The sequence below is a fragment of the Achromobacter insuavis genome, assembly GCF_902859645.1.
Lineage (GTDB): Bacteria > Pseudomonadota > Gammaproteobacteria > Burkholderiales > Burkholderiaceae_B > Achromobacter > Achromobacter insuavis.
The window spans coordinates 1-15679 of record NZ_CADIJR010000075.1 but is presented as its reverse complement, the minus strand read 5'-3'; the positions used below and the strand labels follow the sequence as shown (position 1 = coordinate 15679).

Here is a 15679-nt window from a genome sequence, read left to right as displayed (position 1 = left end):
TACGGGGCCAGGGGGGGCCGAACGCATCAATACAAGACCGGTCCGCCTATTTTTAGCCGGACGACCATCACGGGTAAGAATGGCGGAAGGCAGCAGGAGTCGAACCTACCTGGGAACGTCTGACGCCCCCAACCGGGTTTGAAGCCCGGCCGTGCCACCGGACACGGATGCCTTCCAGAAAGACCCGCCTATGATACCGCCTGACTCGCCCCGAGATACGCGCTATCGGCGCGCAGCACATGCGTGTCCCGCACCCGCCGCGTCAGCCCCGTCCGATCGAAGAACTCCAGGATCTGAATCGCCCGTTTGCGTCCCAGCCCCGTGGCGTCCCGGAAGGCCGCCGCGTTCAGCCCTTCCGGCTTTCCGGCCAGCTCGACCGCCAGCGCCACCAGCTCCGCCACCCGCTCGCGGTGATAGAACAGATCCTTCACCACTTGCGCCACGTCCCCGCGCCGCAGCAGCTTGCGCAGCACCTGGCGCACCCGTTCTTCCGGCTCGGCCAGCGACCGCGCCAGGTCGCGCACCCAAGGCGGGTCGTAGGCCCCCGCCGCCAGCAGCGGCAGCAGGCGTTGCGCCAGCTGCGCCTCGGCCTCGGCCAGCGCGGCGGTGTGGCCCGGCAGATGCAGCCACGGCCCGTTGCGCAGCACCCGGCCCTGCTGCCGCAGATCGTCCAGCAGACCCTGCCACAGCGCCTCGGGCGCCGCCGGCAAGGCCATGCGGCGCAGGCGCGAGCCGTCCGGCCCGGGTTCGTCCGGCGCGCCCTGGTGGAACGTGGCCAGCGCCTGCTCCACCCGCGCCCGCAGCGCTTCCTGGTGCGTGGCCAGGATCAGCGTGCGCACGCCCTGCGGCGCGCGCGGCTCGATCCAGGTCGCCCCCTCGGGCGCCGCCAGGTCGCGCACCGGCTTGCCGGTCAGGCGCTGCAGCGTCGTCTCGTCCAGCCCCAGCGCGGCCTGCGCCAGCAGCGGTTGCAACCCGCCGCCATCCAGCATCCGGGCCACGCCTTGCAGCCACTGCATCCGCGCCGGCGCGCGCCGCTTGCGGTCCGGCGCGTTCGGATCGAGCACCCGGCCGCCGCCGACCGTGCGCGAGGCCTGCGCGTTGCGCACGATGTAGCGGTCGCCCGGCATCGCGCACACCGGCTCATCGAACACCAGTTGCACCCAGCCCGACTGGCCCGGCGCCAGCGCGTCGGCCGACAGCGGCACCGCATGCGCCACATGGCGCGCCGCGCCGACATGCACATGCAGCGGCGTCCAGGCCCGCAGGGGCGCGTCGGCCGAGGGCAGCAGCGTCAGCGCCACGTCGACATGGCGCGACGGCAGGAAACAGCGCGCGTCCACGATCCAGTCGCCGCGCGCGATGGCGTCCTTGTCGATGCCCGCCAGGTTCAACGCGCAACGCTGCCCGGCCGCGCCGGTTTCGCTGGGCTGGTTCTGCGCGTGGATGCTGCGCACCCGCACCCGCGCGCCCGCCGGCATCAGGCGCAGGTCGGCGTCCTCGTCACCGGCGCGGGCGCGGCCGCCATGCGCCGTGCCCGTCACCACCGTGCCGTGGCCGGCCAGCGTGAAGACGCGGTCCACCGCCAGCCGGAACAGACCGGCGCCGTCGCGCGCGCCGAGCGCCTGCGCGGCCTCGTCCAGATGCTGCTTGAGCCGCGCCACGCCGTCATCGCCGGGACGCGCCGCGCAGACCTCGAACAGCGGGGCGTCCTGAAGAAAGGTATCGGTCGCCAGCGCCGCGATCTCGGCGCGCACCGCCGCCAACCGGTCCGCGTCGGCGCGGTCGACCTTGGTCAAGGCGACGGCGCCGCGCGCCACGCCCAGCAGCGCCAGGATCGCCAGGTGCTCGCGCGTCTGCGGCATGACGCCGTCATCGGCCGCCACCACCAGCAGGCCGAAGTCGATGCCGCTGGCGCCGGCGGCCATGGTGTGCACCAGCTTCTCGTGGCCCGGCACGTCGATGAAACCCAGCACGTCGCCATTGGGCAGCGGCGTGTAGGCGTAGCCCAGCTCGATGGAAATGCCGCGCGCCTTCTCTTCCTTGAGGCGGTCGGTATCGACGCCCGTCAGCGCCCGCACCAGCGTGGTCTTGCCATGGTCGATATGGCCGGCGGTGCCGACGATCATGCCTGCGGCTCCGCGGGTTGCGCCGTGGATGGCGCGGCGGGTGGTTCAGCGAGACTTTCGGCGAGTTGTGCGGTAAAGGCGGCTTCGTCGCGCGCCTCCAGGCAGCGCAGATCGAGCCACAGCGCGTCATCGGCGATGCGGCCGATCACCGGCACCGGCAGATTGCGCAAACGCGTTTCCAGGCGGTCCAGGTGACGCCCCGGACGGCCCTTGCCGCGGTGGCGCACCGCCAGCCCGTAGCTTGGCAGCTGGTCCACCGGCAGGGCGCCGCTGCCGATCTGGCTGAACATCGGCACCGCCTCGACCTCGTAGTCCGCGCCCGCGGCCTGCGCCAGCACGCCGCGCAGGCGCTCGGCCTGCGGCTGGATCTCGCGCTGCGGCCGGGTCAGCAGGCGCAGCGTGGTCAGACGCTGCGCCAGGAATTCCGGCGCGCGGTACAGCTGCAGCACCGGCTCCAGGGCCGCCAGCGTCAGCTTGCCCACGCGCAGCGCGCGCTTGAGCGGATTCTTCTTGATCTTGCGGATCAGGTCGGCGCGCCCCACCAGCAGGCCGGCCTGCGGGCCGCCCAGCAGCTTGTCGCCGCTGAAGGTCACCAGGTCGGCGCCGGCGGCGATGGTCTCGCGCACCGTGTCCTCGCGCGGCAGGCCGAACTGGGTCAGGTCCACCAGCGTGCCGCTGCCCAGGTCCACCGTGGCCGGCAGGCCGCGCGCATGCGCCAGCGCCGCCACCTCGGCCACGCTGACGCTCTTGGTGAAGCCGGTGACGGCGTAGTTGCTGCAATGGACCTTCATCAGCATCGCGGTGCGCGGGCCGATGGCGTTCTCGTAGTCGGCGGCGTGGGTGCGGTTGGTGGTGCCGACCTCGACCAGCTTGGCGCCAGCGCGCTTCATGATGTCGGGGATGCGGAAGGCGCCGCCGATCTCGACCAGCTCGCCGCGCGACACCACCACCTCGCGGCGGTCGGCCAGCGCGTTCAGCATCAGCAGCACGGCGGCCGCGTTGTTGTTGACCACCGTGGCGGCCTCGGCCCCGGTCAGTTCGCACAGCAGGTCGTCGATCAGGTCGTCGCGGTCGCCGCGGCCGCCGCTGTCGAGGTCGAATTCCAGGTTGGCCGGCGTGGTCAGCGCGCGCAGCACCGAGGCCACCGCTTCATCGGGCAGCAGCGCCCGCCCCAGGTTGGTGTGCAGCACGGTGCCGGTCAGGTTGTAGACGGCGCGCAGGCGCGGCGCGGCGGCGCGCGCCAGGGCGCCGTTGATGGCCGCGGCCACGGCGCGCTCGGCCAGTTCCGCGCGCGGCAGTTCGCCCGCCAGGGCGCGTTGACGCAGGGCGTCCAGGTGCCGGCGCAACGCCGCCACCGCTTGCGTGCGGCCATGGGTGTCGAGCGCCGCGGCCAGCGCCGGCGCGTTCAGCAGCCGGTCGAGCGCGGGGATGTCGGCGGCGGCGGCGAGCCCGGTCATGGCTATTCCTCCTCGGCGCCGTGCCACAGCAGCGGATTGCCGCTGGCGCGCGAATAGCCGGCCTCGCCCACCAGCACGTCCAGCATCAGGCTGGCGAGGTCGTCGGCCACCGGCTCCACGTGCAGGTCCTTGTCCTGGTAGAAGATCTTGCGGTAGGTGTGGCAGCGGTCGCAGGTCTCGGCCTTGATGGCGGGCGCGCGGCCCTCGATGGCCTGGTAGGCCACGGATTCGACGTCCTCGCAGTGCGAGCACTTGACCCGCACCATGTGCCACTGGGTCGCGCACAGGCTGCAGCACAGGTAGCGGTAGCCCTCGAACTGCCCGCCCACCCGCACCACGCTGGCCACCGGCAGGCTGGCGCAGACCGGGCAGACGCCGAACGGCGAGGCCACCGGCAACTGCTTTTCGTCGAAGCGGCTGGCCAGGTCGGTCCAGTAGACCTGCAGCGCGGCCATGACGAACGGCGCGGCGGCGCCGTCGACGCCGCGATGCTGTTCCGACAGCACCGCCTCGGCCAGGTCTTCCAGCGACTCGGTGTCTTCATCGAGCGCGCGGCGCAGCGCCGCGCAGACTTCCAAGGCCTCGGCCGGCACGTCCTGGCCGCCGGCGACCTCGTCGACCAGCTGGCGCAGGATGTCGCGCCACAACGGGTCGCGCGGCCAGCCCACCGCCTGCAGCGGCGGCATGCCATGGGCCTGCGCCAGGGCGATGCGGTCTTCCGAGGCGGGCGGCGCGTTGCAGCCGCGCAGGGCATGGTGCTGGGCGTCGACCAGCCGCGCCATCAGCAGCAGGTAGTCGGCCACCGGGCTGTCCACGGCCAGCTGCCGCAGGCGCGCCGCGCGCGTCGCGAAAACCGAATCGCGCGCCGGCAGCTGGATGCGGGGAATGGTGTTGTGATCGAGCGCCTCGATCTCGCCACGCGGAAGAATTCGCTGCAATTGCGTCTCCAGATAAACAAACACGGCTGCCGCCCCGCAAAGGGGAGGCAGCCGTGCGGTGGGATCGGGCGGAGCCGGCCCGGCCTGGCCGCCACCGCAAGGTGGCGCCCGCCGGGCGGGACCCGCCTATTTCGTCGTGGACTGCTTGCCGATTTGTTCCCGGAACCAGGCGCGGTGGTGCTTCCACGCCCAGCCCGCGGTCACGTAGCCGCGCAGCATCGCCGTGAGCGAGCCCTTGACCCAGATCGCCGCATAAATATGCACAATGATCGCGCAAATCAGCACCAATGCACAAACGGCATGCAGCACCGAGGCGGCGCGCACCACCCAGATCGGGAAGTAGAAGGCGAAGAACTCGCGCCAGATCACGATGCCGCTGGCGAACAGCCCCAGCATGCACAGGATCAGCACATAGAACAGCAGCTTCTGGCCGGCGTTGTACTTGCCAACCTCGGGCAGCTTCTCTTCGCGGTTCTCGACCACGTCGTTGAGCTGGCGCAGCCACTGGCGGTCGGCCTTGGTCATCATATTGTGGCGCCACATGTGGCCGGCGAACACCACGAAGCAGAAGAACATCACCAGCCCGATGAACGGATGCAGGATGCGGGTCCAGGGACCGCCGCCGAACAGGTTGGTGAGCCAGAACATCGACGGGTGGAACAGCGCCAGCCCGGATAGCGCCAGCAGGATGAAGGTGAAGGCGATGATCCAGTGGTTGGTGCGCTCGCCGGGCGAATAGCGCTTGATCCGGCGGTGATGGCGATCGTCACTCATGGCGGATCTCCTCTTCGGCACGGCGTTCGTCTTCCTCGTCGACCTCGTTGCGGCCGACGCGGGCGTAGTGGAAGAAGCCGGCCAGCGCCGTCAGCGCCATGGCGGCCACGCCCAGCGGCTTGGCGATGCCCTTCCACAGCGACACCATCGGGCTGATCTGCGGATCCTTCGGCAGCCCGTGGTACAGCCCGGGCTGGTCGGCGTGATGCAGCACGTACATCACGTGGGTGCCGCCCACGCCCTGCGGGTCATACAGGCCGGCCTGCTCGAAGCCGCGCGACTTCAGGTCCTCGATGCGTTCGGCCGCGTGCTGCTTCATGTCGTCCTTGGTGCCGAACACGATGGCGCCGGTGGGACAGGACTTGACGCAGGCCGGCTCCTGGCCGACGGCCACGCGGTCGGAACACAGGGTGCACTTGTACGCCTTGTGGTCCTTCTTGGAGATGCGCGGCACGTTGAACGGGCAGCCGGTGATGCAGTAGCCGCAGCCGATGCAGTTCTCTTCGTGGAAATCCACGATGCCGTTGTTGTACTGGATGATGGCGCCCGGCGACGGACAGGCCTTCAGGCAGCCCGGGTCCTCGCAGTGCATGCAGCCGTCCTTGCGGATCAGCCACTCCAGGTCGCCCTGCGGGTTCTCGTATTCCGAGAAGCGCATGACGGTCCAGGAATGCTCGGTCAGGTCGGCCGGATTGTCGTAGACGCCGACGTTGGTGCCGATCTCGTCGCGCAGGTCGTTCCACTCCATGCACGCGCTCTGGCAGGCCTTGCAGCCGATGCACTTGGAGACGTCGATCAGCTTGGCCACGGACCCGGTGATGGGTTCGCGGATGCCGGGCGGCGGCGTGGTGGTGGCCGAGCGCCGTTTGATGTCCAGGGATTGCATTGACATGAGCGCTCTCCTAAATCTTCTCGACCTGCACCAGGAACGACTTGAATTCCGGTGTCTGGGAATTGCCGTCGCCCACGAATGGCGTGAGGGTGTTGGTCAGGAAGCCGGGCTTGGCCAGGCCGACGAAGCCCCAGTGGATCGGGATGCCCACGTGGTGCACGGTCTTGCCCTCGATGGTCAGCGCGCGCAGGCGCTTGGTGACCAGCGCCACCGCCTTGATGTAGCCGCGGTTGGACGACACCTTCACGCGCGAACCGTTGGCGATGCCCAGTTCCTTGGCCATGGCCTCGCCGATCTCGACGAACTGCTCGGGCTGCAGGATCGCGTTGATGCGGACGTTCTTGGTCCAGTAGTGGAAGTGCTCGGTCAGGCGGTAGGTGGTGGCCACGTAGGGGAACTTGTCCACCGTGCCCATCGCCGCCAGGTCGTCCTTGAACACGCGCGCCGCCGGATTGCTGGTGACGCCCTTGGCCTTCGGATACAGCGGGTTGTAGCCCAGCGGCGTCTCGAACGGCTCGTAGTGTTCCGGGAACGGCCCTTCGGCCATGCCGGCGCGCGCGAAGAAGCGCGCCACGCCCTCGGGGTTCATGATGAACGGGCCCATGCCGCCGTCGGGGTTTTCATCGCCCTTGAAGTCGGGGATGTCGGCGCCGACCCAGGCCTTGCCGTTCCACGAGATCAGGCTGCGGCGCGGATCGAACGGCTTGCCCGAGACGTCACAGGACGCGCGGTTGTACAGGATGCGGCGGTTGGCCGGCCAGGCCCAGGCCCAGTTCAGGGTCTGGCCGATGCCGGTCGGGTCGCTGTTGTCGCGGCGCGCCATCAGGTTGCCGGCCGGGCTCCAGGCGCCGGCGAAGATCCAGCAGCCGCTGGCGGTGGAACCGTCGTCGCGCAGCTCGGCGAAGCCGGCCAGCTGCTCGCCGCCCTTGCGCGTGACCTTGGTCGCGTCCTTGGGATCGACCAGGTCGACCAGCGCCTTGCCCGAGTATTCCTTGGCCAGTTCTTCCGCGGTCGGGCTTTGCGGGTTGGAGTACGGCCAGGACAGGTTGACGATGGGGTCCGGGTACTTGCCGCCCTCTTCCTGGTACATCTTGCGCAGGCGCGTGAAGATCAGCGACATGATCTCGATGTCGCTCTTGGCCTCGCCCGGCGGCTCGGCGCCCTTCCAGTGCCATTGCAACCAGCGCCCGGAGTTCACCAGCGCGCCGTCTTCCTCGGCGAAACAGGTGGTGGGCAGGCGGAACACCTCGGTCTGGATCTGCTTGGGATCGACGTCGTTGGCCTCGCCGGCATTGCGCCAGAATTCCGAGGTCTCGGTGACCAGCGGGTCCATGATGACCAGGAACTTGAGCTTGGCGAAACCGGCGTTCAGCTTGGCCTTGTTGGGCGCGGCCGCCAGCGGGTTGAAGCCCTGCGCCAGGTAGCCGTTCATCTTGCCCTGGTTCATCAGCTCGTAGACCTGCAGCATGTCGTAGAGCTTGTCGAGCTTGGGCAGGTAGTCGAACGCCCAGTTGTTCTCGGCGGTCGCGGCCTTGCCCCACCAGGCCTTCATCAGGCTCACGTGGAACTTGCTGTAGTTCTGCCAGTAGCTGAGCTGGTTGGGCCGCAGCGGCTTGAGCGCGCGCGTGGCGATGTACTTGCCGTAGTCCTGCTCGGGCTCGTTGGGCAGCGTCATGTAGCCGGGCAGCAGGTTCGACATCAGGCCCAGGTCGGTCAGGCCCTGGATGTTCGAGTGCCCGCGCAGCGCGTTCATGCCGCCGCCGGCGATGCCGATGTTGCCCAGCAGCAGCTGCACCATGGCGCCGGTGCGGATGATCTGCGAACCGATCGAGTGCTGCGTCCAGCCCAGCGCGTACAGGATGGTCGCGGCGCGATTGGTGGTGGCGGTGGACGCCAGCATCTCGCAGACCTTCAGGAACTTGTCGCGCGGCGTGCCGCAGACGCGTTCGACCATCTCCTCGGTATAGCGCGAGTAGTGCTTCTTGAGCAGCTGGTAGACCGAACGCGGATGCTCCAGCGTCGGGTCGGTCTTGACGTAGCCGTCGTCGCCGCGCTCGTAGTCCCAGCTGGCCTTGTCGTAGGTCCGCTTGTCGGCGTTGTAGCCGGAGTACAGGCCCGCGTCGAACGCGAAGTCCTCGCGCACGATGTAGGAAAAGTCGGTGTAGTTGCGCACGTACTCGTGCTGGATCTTGTCGTGATCCAACAGGTACTTGATGACGCCACCCAGGAAGATGATGTCGGTGCCGGTGCGTATGGGCGCGTAGAAGTCCGCCACGGATGCCGAGCGCGTGAAGCGCGGATCCACGACGATCAGCTTCGCCTTGTTATGGGCTTTCGCCTCCGTGACCCATTTGAACCCGCACGGGTGGGCCTCGGCGGCATTGCCGCCCATGATCAGTACTACGTCCGCGTTCTTGATGTCGACCCAATGGTTCGTCATCGCTCCACGGCCAAACGTCGGGGCAAGACCTGCCACCGTCGGGCCATGTCAGACACGGGCTTGATTGTCGAACGCCAGCATCCCCATGCTGCGCACAGTCTTGTGCGTGATGTAGCCCACCTCGTTGCTGCTTGCCGAGGCGGCCAGCATGCCGGTGGTCAGCCACCGGTTGACCGTCTTGCCGTCGTCGGTCTTTTCGACGAAGTTGGCGTCACGGTCGGCCTTCATGAGCTTGGTGATGCGCGTCAGGGCGTCGTCCCACGACATCCGCTCCCACTTGTCCGAACCGGGCGCCCGGTATTCCGGGTACTTCAGGCGGTTGGGGCTGTGGATGAAGTCGATCAGGGCCGCGCCCTTGGGACAGAGCGTGCCGCGGTTGACGGGGTGGTCGGGGTCGCCCTCGATGTGCATGATGCTGGCGCGGGCGTTCTTGGCGCCGTCGCCCAGGCCATACATCAGCAGACCACAGGCGACCGAACAGTAGGGACAGGTGTTGCGCGTTTCCGTCATGCGCGCAAGCTTGTACTGGCGCACCTCGGCCATGGCCGTGCCGGGGGCTACCCCCAGCAATGCCAGGCTCGAGCCGGCCAGCGTCGTACCGGTCACCTTGAAGAACTGGCGGCGGTTCATGTTGACCATGAAGCACTCCTCTCCGGGTGAATGGGGGGAAGCCGCGGGGCCGTCCAGGGGAAAAGCCCTACGAATTCCAAGGATATGCAAGCAAGTATAGGCGCAGCGCGGACGAGTTTCCATGCCTTGCGTCCCCCGACCATGAAATCGAGCAATGAGAACGATTTACGGCCAGGATCGGGTTTTTTCGCGGATTTTGGATGATCGCGAGACTGCTACCATTGCCGACGGCGGGTTCCGGCCCGCTTTTCCGCCCGTCCCGCATGCCCGTTGGAGCGCCGATGCGCCGTCTTGCCCCCCTGGCCCTGTCCCTGTCGCTGGCCGCGCCGAGCCTGGCGCCGGCCCCCGCCGCCGCCGCGCCGGCGCCGAGCCCGGCCGCCGCCGCCACCGAGTCCGCCCGCGAGGCGGCGATGGAAGGCTATCTGTACTTCTATCCGCTGCTGACGCTGGACCTGACCCGGCGCCAGTTCACGCATCCCGCGCAGGGCGCCGAGGGCGCGCCCGCCAACACCTTCCAGCACACCCGCACCCTGCCCCGCCCGGGCGCGGCCCTGCCCTGGGCCAATCCCGACATGCTGCGCAGCGCCGCCTGGCTCGACCTGACGGCCGGCCCCGTGGTGCTGTCGACACCGGACAGCCACGGCCGCCTGTACACCCTGACGCTGCTGGACATGTGGAACGACGCCTTCGCCACGCTCGGCAAGCGCAGCACCGGCACGGCGCGCGGCAACACCGCGATCGTGCCGCCGGGCTGGAGCGGCACGCTGCCCTCCGGCATGCCGCGCATCGACGCGCCCACCGCCTACGTCTGGGCCCGCGCCCTGATCCAGACCGACGGCGCGGCCGAATACGCGGCGGTCAACGCGCTGCAGGACGGCTTCACGCTGACGCCGCTGGCGCAGTGGAACCTGCCGCCGCAATCGCAGCGGATCAAGGCCGACCCGTCCCTGGATCTGAAGATCCCGGTGCGCGAGCAGGTCGACGCCATGCCGACCGAGGCCTTTTTCGTGCGCGCCGCCGAGCTGCTGCGCCGCAATCCGCCGCACGCCACCGACCAGCCGGTGCTGGCCAAGCTGCGCCGGGTCGGGCTGATCCCCGGCCGGCCGTTCGATTTCGACAAGCTCGACAACCCGGTCAAGCAGGGCCTGCGCCGCGGCCTGCGCGAGGCGCGCGAGCGCATGGAAGCCGCCGCCGGCGCCACCCTCAAGAGCATCAACGGCTGGCAGCTGGAGACGGCCAGCCTCGGCGTCTACGGCAACGCCTACCTGCGCCGCGCGCTGGCCGCCCAGGCGCAGCCTGGCTCGGGCCTGCCCGAGGACCTGACCGCGTTGCTGCTGGCGGCCGACAGCCTGGGCCGGCCGCTGGATGGCGCGCACCGCTACGTGCTGCATTTCGACAGCGGCCAGTTGCCGCCGGCCGGCGCGCTATGGTCGCTGGCGGCCTATGACGGCCAGGGCCTGCCCATGGCCAATCCGGTGGACCGCTACGCGCTGGGCGACCGCGATCCGCTGCAATACAACGCCGACGGCTCGCTCGATCTGGTGATCAGCCACGCCGCCCCCGAGCCGGGCGCCCAGGCCAACTGGCTGCCGCTGGCGGCCAGCGGCCCGGTCTACGTGCTGCTGCGTGCCTACGGCCCCGGCCCGGCGCTGCTGGACGGGTTGTGGACGCCGCCGCCCGCGGTGCGCGACGAACCGGCGCCTGAACCCGAGGCGCAGCCCGAGCCGGCGTCCGCCGCCGCGGCGCCCGTCGTCACGCCCCCGGCGTCCGCGCCCGCGAAGAAACCCTGACAAACCTGGCGGCAGACGGCGATATGACAGGGTTTCGCCACTACCATAGGCGTTTTGACGCCGAGTAGAACGCCCGCCATGGACGACGCCTTTAGCCACCAACTGTCGATGACCATCCTGATGACGCCCGATATGGCGAACTTCTCAGGCAATGTGCACGGCGGAACCATCCTCAAATACCTGGACCAGGTCGCCTACGCCTGTGCCAGCCGCTACGCCGGCCAGTACGTGGTGACCCTGTCGGTCGACCAGGTCGTGTTCCGCGAGCCGATCCACGTCGGCGAGCTGGTGACCTTCCTGGCGGCGGTGAACTACACCGGCCGCACCTCGATGGAAATCGGCATCAAGGTGGTCACCGAGGACATCCGCAAGAAACTGGTGCGCCACACCAACAGCTGTTACTTCACGATGGTGGCGGTGGACGACAACGGCGCCCCCACCGCGGTGCCGCCGCTGGCGCCGCGCAACCTCGAGGAAAAGCAGCGCTTCGAGGCCGCCCGCCTGCGCCGCGAGCTGCGCCAGGAAATGGAACGGCGCCACGACGAGATCAAGCGCGAAACCACCAATGAAGGGTGAGCCCCCACGCCGCACGCGCTTCGCGCGCTAGCTGCCCCCCGAGGGGGCTGCCCGCCCTTGGGGCGGCCCGGCGGGCGGTAGGAAAGGCCCCCACGCCGCGCACGCTTCGCGCGCTAGCTGCCCCCCGAGGGGGCTGCCCGCCCTTGGGGCGGCCCGGCGGGCGGGCGGCTATTCTTGCGACGAGCTGCGTCCAGGTCACAGGTGACCGGACATGAAAAAACCGGGCCTTGAGGCCCGGTTTTTTTGCGACGGCGCGACGCGGCGCGTTACGCGCCTTCGGCCGCGCCTGGCGGACGGGACGGCGGCGCGGCCACGGGCGGCTCGCGGTCGCGGCCGACCATGCGCTTGAGGCCCAGCCACTGCTGCGACCAGAAGCCCCGGCCGTAGTCGCGGCCGCCCAGCTCCGGCTGCTGGTCATGGATGCCGGTGGGGCCGTAGCCGACGCCGAAGCGCGCCGAGCGGAACAGCACGTCCCAGATCGGGAACAGCGCGGCGAAGTTGTAGCCGCCGGCCGGCCCCGGCGTCGACGCGTCGTAGGCGATGGAATGGTGATGGCGGTGGAAACGCGGGCTGACCAGCAGGCGCTCGCCGATGGCGCCGAAGTGCATGCGCAGGTTGGCGTGCGAGAAGCTCTGCGCCAGCTGGGTGATGGCCACGATCGCCACGAACTGCGCGGGCGGCACGCCCACCAGCTGCGACACGAACACCACGACGACGTCGCGCAGCATGTCGTCCAGCAGGTGGTTGCGGTCGTCGCTCCACATGGTCATCTGGCGCTGGCTGTGGTGCACCGCGTGCAGCGCCCAGAGCCAGGCGAAGCGGTGCTGGGCGCGGTGGTACAGGTAGTCCACCAGGTCGAACAGCAACAGGTAGATGATCAGGCTGACCCAGGCCTGGTCGGTCACGCCGGGCCAGTACTGGTCGAGCTGGAACGGCGCGAAGCCCCAGATGTGCAGCTGCCCGAAGATGCTGTCCCAGAACGGATCGATGGTGAAGAACAGCGCCAGGCGGAACACGCCCAGGCGGTGGATCAGCGTGTAGAGCACGTCGATGCCGATCTGGCGGCGGTCGGTGACCGGCTCGACCGGGCGCAGGCGCTGCAGCGGGCCGAACACCAGCAGCAGCACGGCCACCTGCAGCAGGCCGACCAGCAGCCACATGGTGGCGTCGTAGCCGTCCTCGATGAAATTGCTCAGGCCCAGGTGGAACAGCGCCGGCTGCACCAGGGTTTCGAACAGCCATTGCTGGCAGTTCCCGAACCATTGACTAAGCGTATCCATGATCAGTGATGCGTAGCGATCCAGTCGCGGTAAGCGGGATGCGTATCCAAAGTGGCAAAACAAAAGCCCTTGCGCTGCAGGCCTTCAATCAGCGGCTCCAGCACGGCGGGGGCCCAGGGGTCCTGGCGCGACCAGATGCCCAGGTGCGCCAGCAGGATGTCGCCGGGCTTGATGGTGCGCAGCGCCTGGTCCAGCAGCTTGGCGTTGGGGTACTTGTCGCTGGGCAGTTCGTCGCCCAGGAAGCCGACCGGCGCCCAGCCCACGTGCTCGAAGCCGCAGGCCTTGGCGGCGCGCAGCAGGGCCGGCGAGGTCTTGCCGCCCGGCGCGCGGTACAGCGGCAGCATCTGCTTGCCGGTCATCTGCGTGAAGCGGGCGGCGGAGCGCTTGATCTCGGCGCAGTACTGCTCGGCGGTCCAGGTCTCGCGCTTGCCCGTGCCGGGGCCGGCGCTGGGCTTGACGCGGAACTTGCCGTCCGGCAGGTCGCCCTGCCAGTAGACGTGGTCGTAGGTGTGCGAGCCGAACGCGTGGCCCTCGGCGGCGCGCGCCTTCCACCACGGCGCCCACTGGTCGTCCAGGCTGCTGCCGTCGGTGAGGGTGCGCTCGTTGGCCAGGAAGAACGTGACCTTGACGTGGTGGCGCGCCAGCACGTCGGCGATCAGCGGCGCCACGCCCATGTGGCCGGTGTCGAAGGTCAGGTAGACCGGCTTGTCACAGGTGGCCGGGGCCGCCGTGGCGGCCTGCGCCGCCAGCGCCAGGCAGACGGCGGCGGCCAATTGCCGTTTAGCGGGTCGGCGCATGGTTCAGCGTCCAGACACCGTGCGGCGACTTGCCGACGGTCACCTGCTTGACGACCTTCTTCTGCTCCAGGTCCACCACGGTGAGCTTGCGGGCCCAGCGCGACGTGACCAGCAGGGTCTTGCCGTCGGCCAGCACATCCATGCAGTCGGGACCGCCCGGCACCGGGAAGGTGTCGACCACGGCCAGCGTCTGCAGGTCGATGCGGCTGATGGAGTTGGCGGTGCGGTTGCTGACGAACAGGTGGCGCTGGTCGCCCTGGGCGCGGAAGGCGTGCGCGCCGGCGGCGGTCTTGATGCGCGAGATCAGCTTGGCCGGGCCCTTGCTGACGTCATAGGCCTCGACGTAGGAATCGCCGGTCAGCGCCACCAGCAGCGTCTTCTGGTCGGGCGTGAGGAACACGTCGGCCGGGGTCTTGCCGACCGAGACGGTCCACTTGGGGGTCTGCGTGGCCAGGTCGATGGCGATGAGCTGGTCGCTGTCCTGCAGGGTGACGTACGCCGTGGTGCTCTTGGCGTCGATCATGATGTGGCTGGGCGTCTTGCCGGCCGGGATGCGCTTGACCAGCTTCAGGTCGAAGCCCTTGTCCAGCGGCTTCCAGGCGTAGATGTCGATGTGGTCCAGGCGGTTGGCGGCCGTGACGAACCACTTCATGTCCGGCGAGAACTGCAGCTGGTAGGGGTCGACGATGCCGGTCAGGGTGCGCTGCACCTCGCCGGTCTTGGGGTCCATCAGCGTGATCGAGTCGCCGGTGGCGTTGGCCACCATCAGCGACTTCTTGTCAGGCGTGAGGTACAGGTGGTGCGGTTCCTTGCCCGTCGGGACGCGCCGCAGTTCCGTGTAGGTGGCGGGATCGACGATGCTGACGTTCGCGTCCAGGGAGTTCAGGACGAAGATCGGGGCCGACGCCGCGGCGGCGCTGAGCGCCATCCCTGCGCCAAAAATGGCGCAGCGGACAAAATGCAAGGGATTCAATTTCCAGGTCCGACAAAAGGGGATCGGGCACCGATCCCAGTGCCCGCCATTTTGGCATAGCCAACTGTCAAAAAACCGTAAGCCGGCGCCCGCCGGGCAAACCGCGGCGCGGTTTGCGGCACCGCTACAACGCTTGCCCGGGGCCACTGCAACAAACGTAAAAAATCATTTAGCGCCAACGGGTTGCGGCGTAATGCTGCTCCAGGTTCCGAACGAGACATCGGTGCCCTGCAGCGCGGGCGCGCGGCGTCCGGTGGCAGGCCCCAGGTCGGCCTCGCGCACCCCGCCGCCGGCGCCGATGACGAAGCTGCCGATGCCGGTCTCGCCGTAGCGCGCCGGCCAGGCCAGGATCCAGTAGCCATCGCCGCCGCGCGCGGGCAGCACCTTGTAACGGTAGCCGTAATAGGCGTCCGCCACCGGCACGTCCGGCCCCATCGCCAAGGCGTCGGGACCGAACGCCTGGGGTGGATAACCGGGCAGGTCGGGCCAGTACAGGCCATCGGTGGCGCCGGGCCGGCTCACCAGCCGGTCGGCGTAGCGGCCCTGGCCGATGCCGTCGCGGTAACGGGCCTGCGCCGCCTGCAGCGCCTGCAGGGTGTCGATGGCGGTCAGTTCATTGCGCCCGATGGTGCGGCGCCGGATTTCCGCCTTGCCCGCGACGGGGTCGAAACGCCAGCCTTGCGCCACGCGCACGATCGGCACCGCCAGCGTCCAGCCGGAATCGCCCACCCCCAGCCAGGCGCGCCGGTCGCCATCGGCGACCACCTCGTGCTTGCGCGCCCAGGCGGCCAGGAACCGGTAGATCTCGTCCTGCCCCACCCCGCCCGGCACGAGCTGGCGGTAGTCCGGCCCCAGCACCCGGGCCACGGCCTCGCGGTCACTGGTGGCCAGGGCCTGGCCGAACGCGTCGGCCGCGGCCTGCGGCGTGGGGAACACCTGCTGCGCCGCGGCGGGCGCGGCCAGGGCCGCCAGCGCCAGCAGCGCAGCGGCGCCGGCCAGGCGCAGG

Annotated in this window: 12 protein-coding genes and 1 tRNA gene; 2 read left to right on the top strand and 11 right to left on the bottom strand. The window is 69.4% G+C overall.

The window, feature by feature from the left end; all coding sequences use genetic code 11:
• Positions 1-80: 80 nt before the first annotated feature.
• From H0523_RS26020 to fdnG, 7 genes are all read right to left on the bottom strand, one after another.
• A tRNA-Sec gene (locus H0523_RS26020) sits at positions 81-176 on the bottom strand.
• Positions 177-188: 12 nt separating this feature from the next.
• Entirely contained in the window at positions 189-2126 is a 1938-nt protein-coding gene (gene selB / locus H0523_RS26015) for a selenocysteine-specific translation elongation factor (RefSeq protein ID WP_054435031.1), read from the bottom strand.
• Positions 2123-3583 carry an L-seryl-tRNA(Sec) selenium transferase gene (selA, locus tag H0523_RS26010; protein WP_054435028.1) on the bottom strand — a complete coding sequence of 487 codons (1461 nt, stop codon included), beginning with the start codon at positions 3581-3583 and terminating at the stop codon, positions 2123-2125. Before selA ends, selB begins: the two co-directional genes overlap by 4 nt.
• A gap of 2 nt (positions 3584-3585) precedes the next feature.
• Positions 3586-4521 carry a formate dehydrogenase accessory protein FdhE gene (fdhE, locus tag H0523_RS26005; RefSeq protein WP_054435024.1) on the bottom strand — a complete coding sequence of 312 codons (936 nt, stop codon included), beginning with the start codon at positions 4519-4521 and terminating at the stop codon, positions 3586-3588.
• Between the two features lie 126 nt (positions 4522-4647).
• Entirely contained in the window at positions 4648-5295 is a 648-nt protein-coding gene (locus tag H0523_RS26000) for a formate dehydrogenase subunit gamma (protein WP_006392487.1), read from the bottom strand.
• Positions 5288-6187 (bottom strand): formate dehydrogenase subunit beta, encoded by a 900-nt coding sequence (fdxH, locus tag H0523_RS25995; RefSeq protein ID WP_054435021.1) that lies wholly within the window; start codon positions 6185-6187, stop codon positions 5288-5290. Before fdxH ends, H0523_RS26000 begins: the two co-directional genes overlap by 8 nt.
• A gap of 10 nt (positions 6188-6197) precedes the next feature.
• A complete protein-coding gene (fdnG, locus tag H0523_RS25990) occupies positions 6198-9266 on the bottom strand; it encodes a formate dehydrogenase-N subunit alpha (protein WP_156333555.1) in 3069 nt (1022 codons plus the stop codon).
• Between the two features lie 272 nt (positions 9267-9538).
• Here fdnG and H0523_RS25985 point away from each other — a divergent pair, with 272 nt between their 5' ends.
• Together H0523_RS25985 and H0523_RS25980 are read left to right on the top strand one after the other, a co-directional pair.
• A complete protein-coding gene (locus H0523_RS25985; RefSeq protein ID WP_054435012.1) occupies positions 9539-11047 on the top strand; it encodes a DUF1254 domain-containing protein in 1509 nt (502 codons plus the stop codon).
• Between the two features lie 78 nt (positions 11048-11125).
• A complete protein-coding gene (locus tag H0523_RS25980; protein WP_006392482.1) occupies positions 11126-11623 on the top strand; it encodes an acyl-CoA thioesterase in 498 nt (165 codons plus the stop codon).
• Positions 11624-11889: 266 nt separating this feature from the next.
• Here H0523_RS25980 and H0523_RS25975 read toward each other — a convergent pair whose 3' ends face one another.
• From H0523_RS25975 to H0523_RS25960, 4 genes are all read right to left on the bottom strand, one after another.
• On the bottom strand, positions 11890-12903 hold the full coding sequence (locus H0523_RS25975) for a sterol desaturase family protein (RefSeq protein ID WP_054435010.1): 1014 nt from the start codon (positions 12901-12903) through the stop codon (positions 11890-11892).
• A 2-nt stretch (positions 12904-12905) separates the two neighbouring features.
• Positions 12906-13700, bottom strand: coding sequence for a polysaccharide deacetylase family protein (locus tag H0523_RS25970; protein WP_054435007.1), 795 nt, complete (start codon positions 13698-13700; stop codon positions 12906-12908).
• Positions 13684-14628 (bottom strand): YVTN family beta-propeller repeat protein, encoded by a 945-nt coding sequence (locus tag H0523_RS25965; RefSeq protein WP_054435004.1) that lies wholly within the window; start codon positions 14626-14628, stop codon positions 13684-13686. Before H0523_RS25965 ends, H0523_RS25970 begins: the two co-directional genes overlap by 17 nt.
• A gap of 210 nt (positions 14629-14838) precedes the next feature.
• Complete coding sequence (locus H0523_RS25960) at positions 14839-15678, bottom strand: DUF2950 family protein (protein WP_180180194.1); 840 nt, start codon at positions 15676-15678, stop codon at positions 14839-14841.
• Position 15679 lies beyond the last annotated feature (1 nt).

Bases quoted from the DNA above. Each gene is read 5' to 3' on its own strand.
- H0523_RS25975 (WP_054435010.1), bottom strand. From the start codon at position 12,903: ATGGATACGCTTAGTCAATGGTTCGGGAACTGCCAGCAATGGCTGTTC.
- H0523_RS25965 (WP_054435004.1), bottom strand. From the start codon at position 14,628: ATGGCGCTCAGCGCCGCCGCGGCGTCGGCCCCGATCTTCGTCCTGAAC.
- H0523_RS25985 (WP_054435012.1), top strand. From the start codon at position 9,539: ATGCGCCGTCTTGCCCCCCTGGCCCTGTCCCTGTCGCTGGCCGCGCCG.
- selB (WP_054435031.1), bottom strand. From the start codon at position 2,126: ATGATCGTCGGCACCGCCGGCCATATCGACCATGGCAAGACCACGCTG.
- H0523_RS25970 (WP_054435007.1), bottom strand. From the start codon at position 13,700: ATGCGCCGACCCGCTAAACGGCAATTGGCCGCCGCCGTCTGCCTGGCG.
- selA (WP_054435028.1), bottom strand. From the start codon at position 3,583: ATGACCGGGCTCGCCGCCGCCGCCGACATCCCCGCGCTCGACCGGCTG.
- fdxH (WP_054435021.1), bottom strand. From the start codon at position 6,187: ATGTCAATGCAATCCCTGGACATCAAACGGCGCTCGGCCACCACCACG.
- H0523_RS25980 (WP_006392482.1), top strand. From the start codon at position 11,126: ATGGACGACGCCTTTAGCCACCAACTGTCGATGACCATCCTGATGACG.
- H0523_RS26000 (WP_006392487.1), bottom strand. From the start codon at position 5,295: ATGAGTGACGATCGCCATCACCGCCGGATCAAGCGCTATTCGCCCGGC.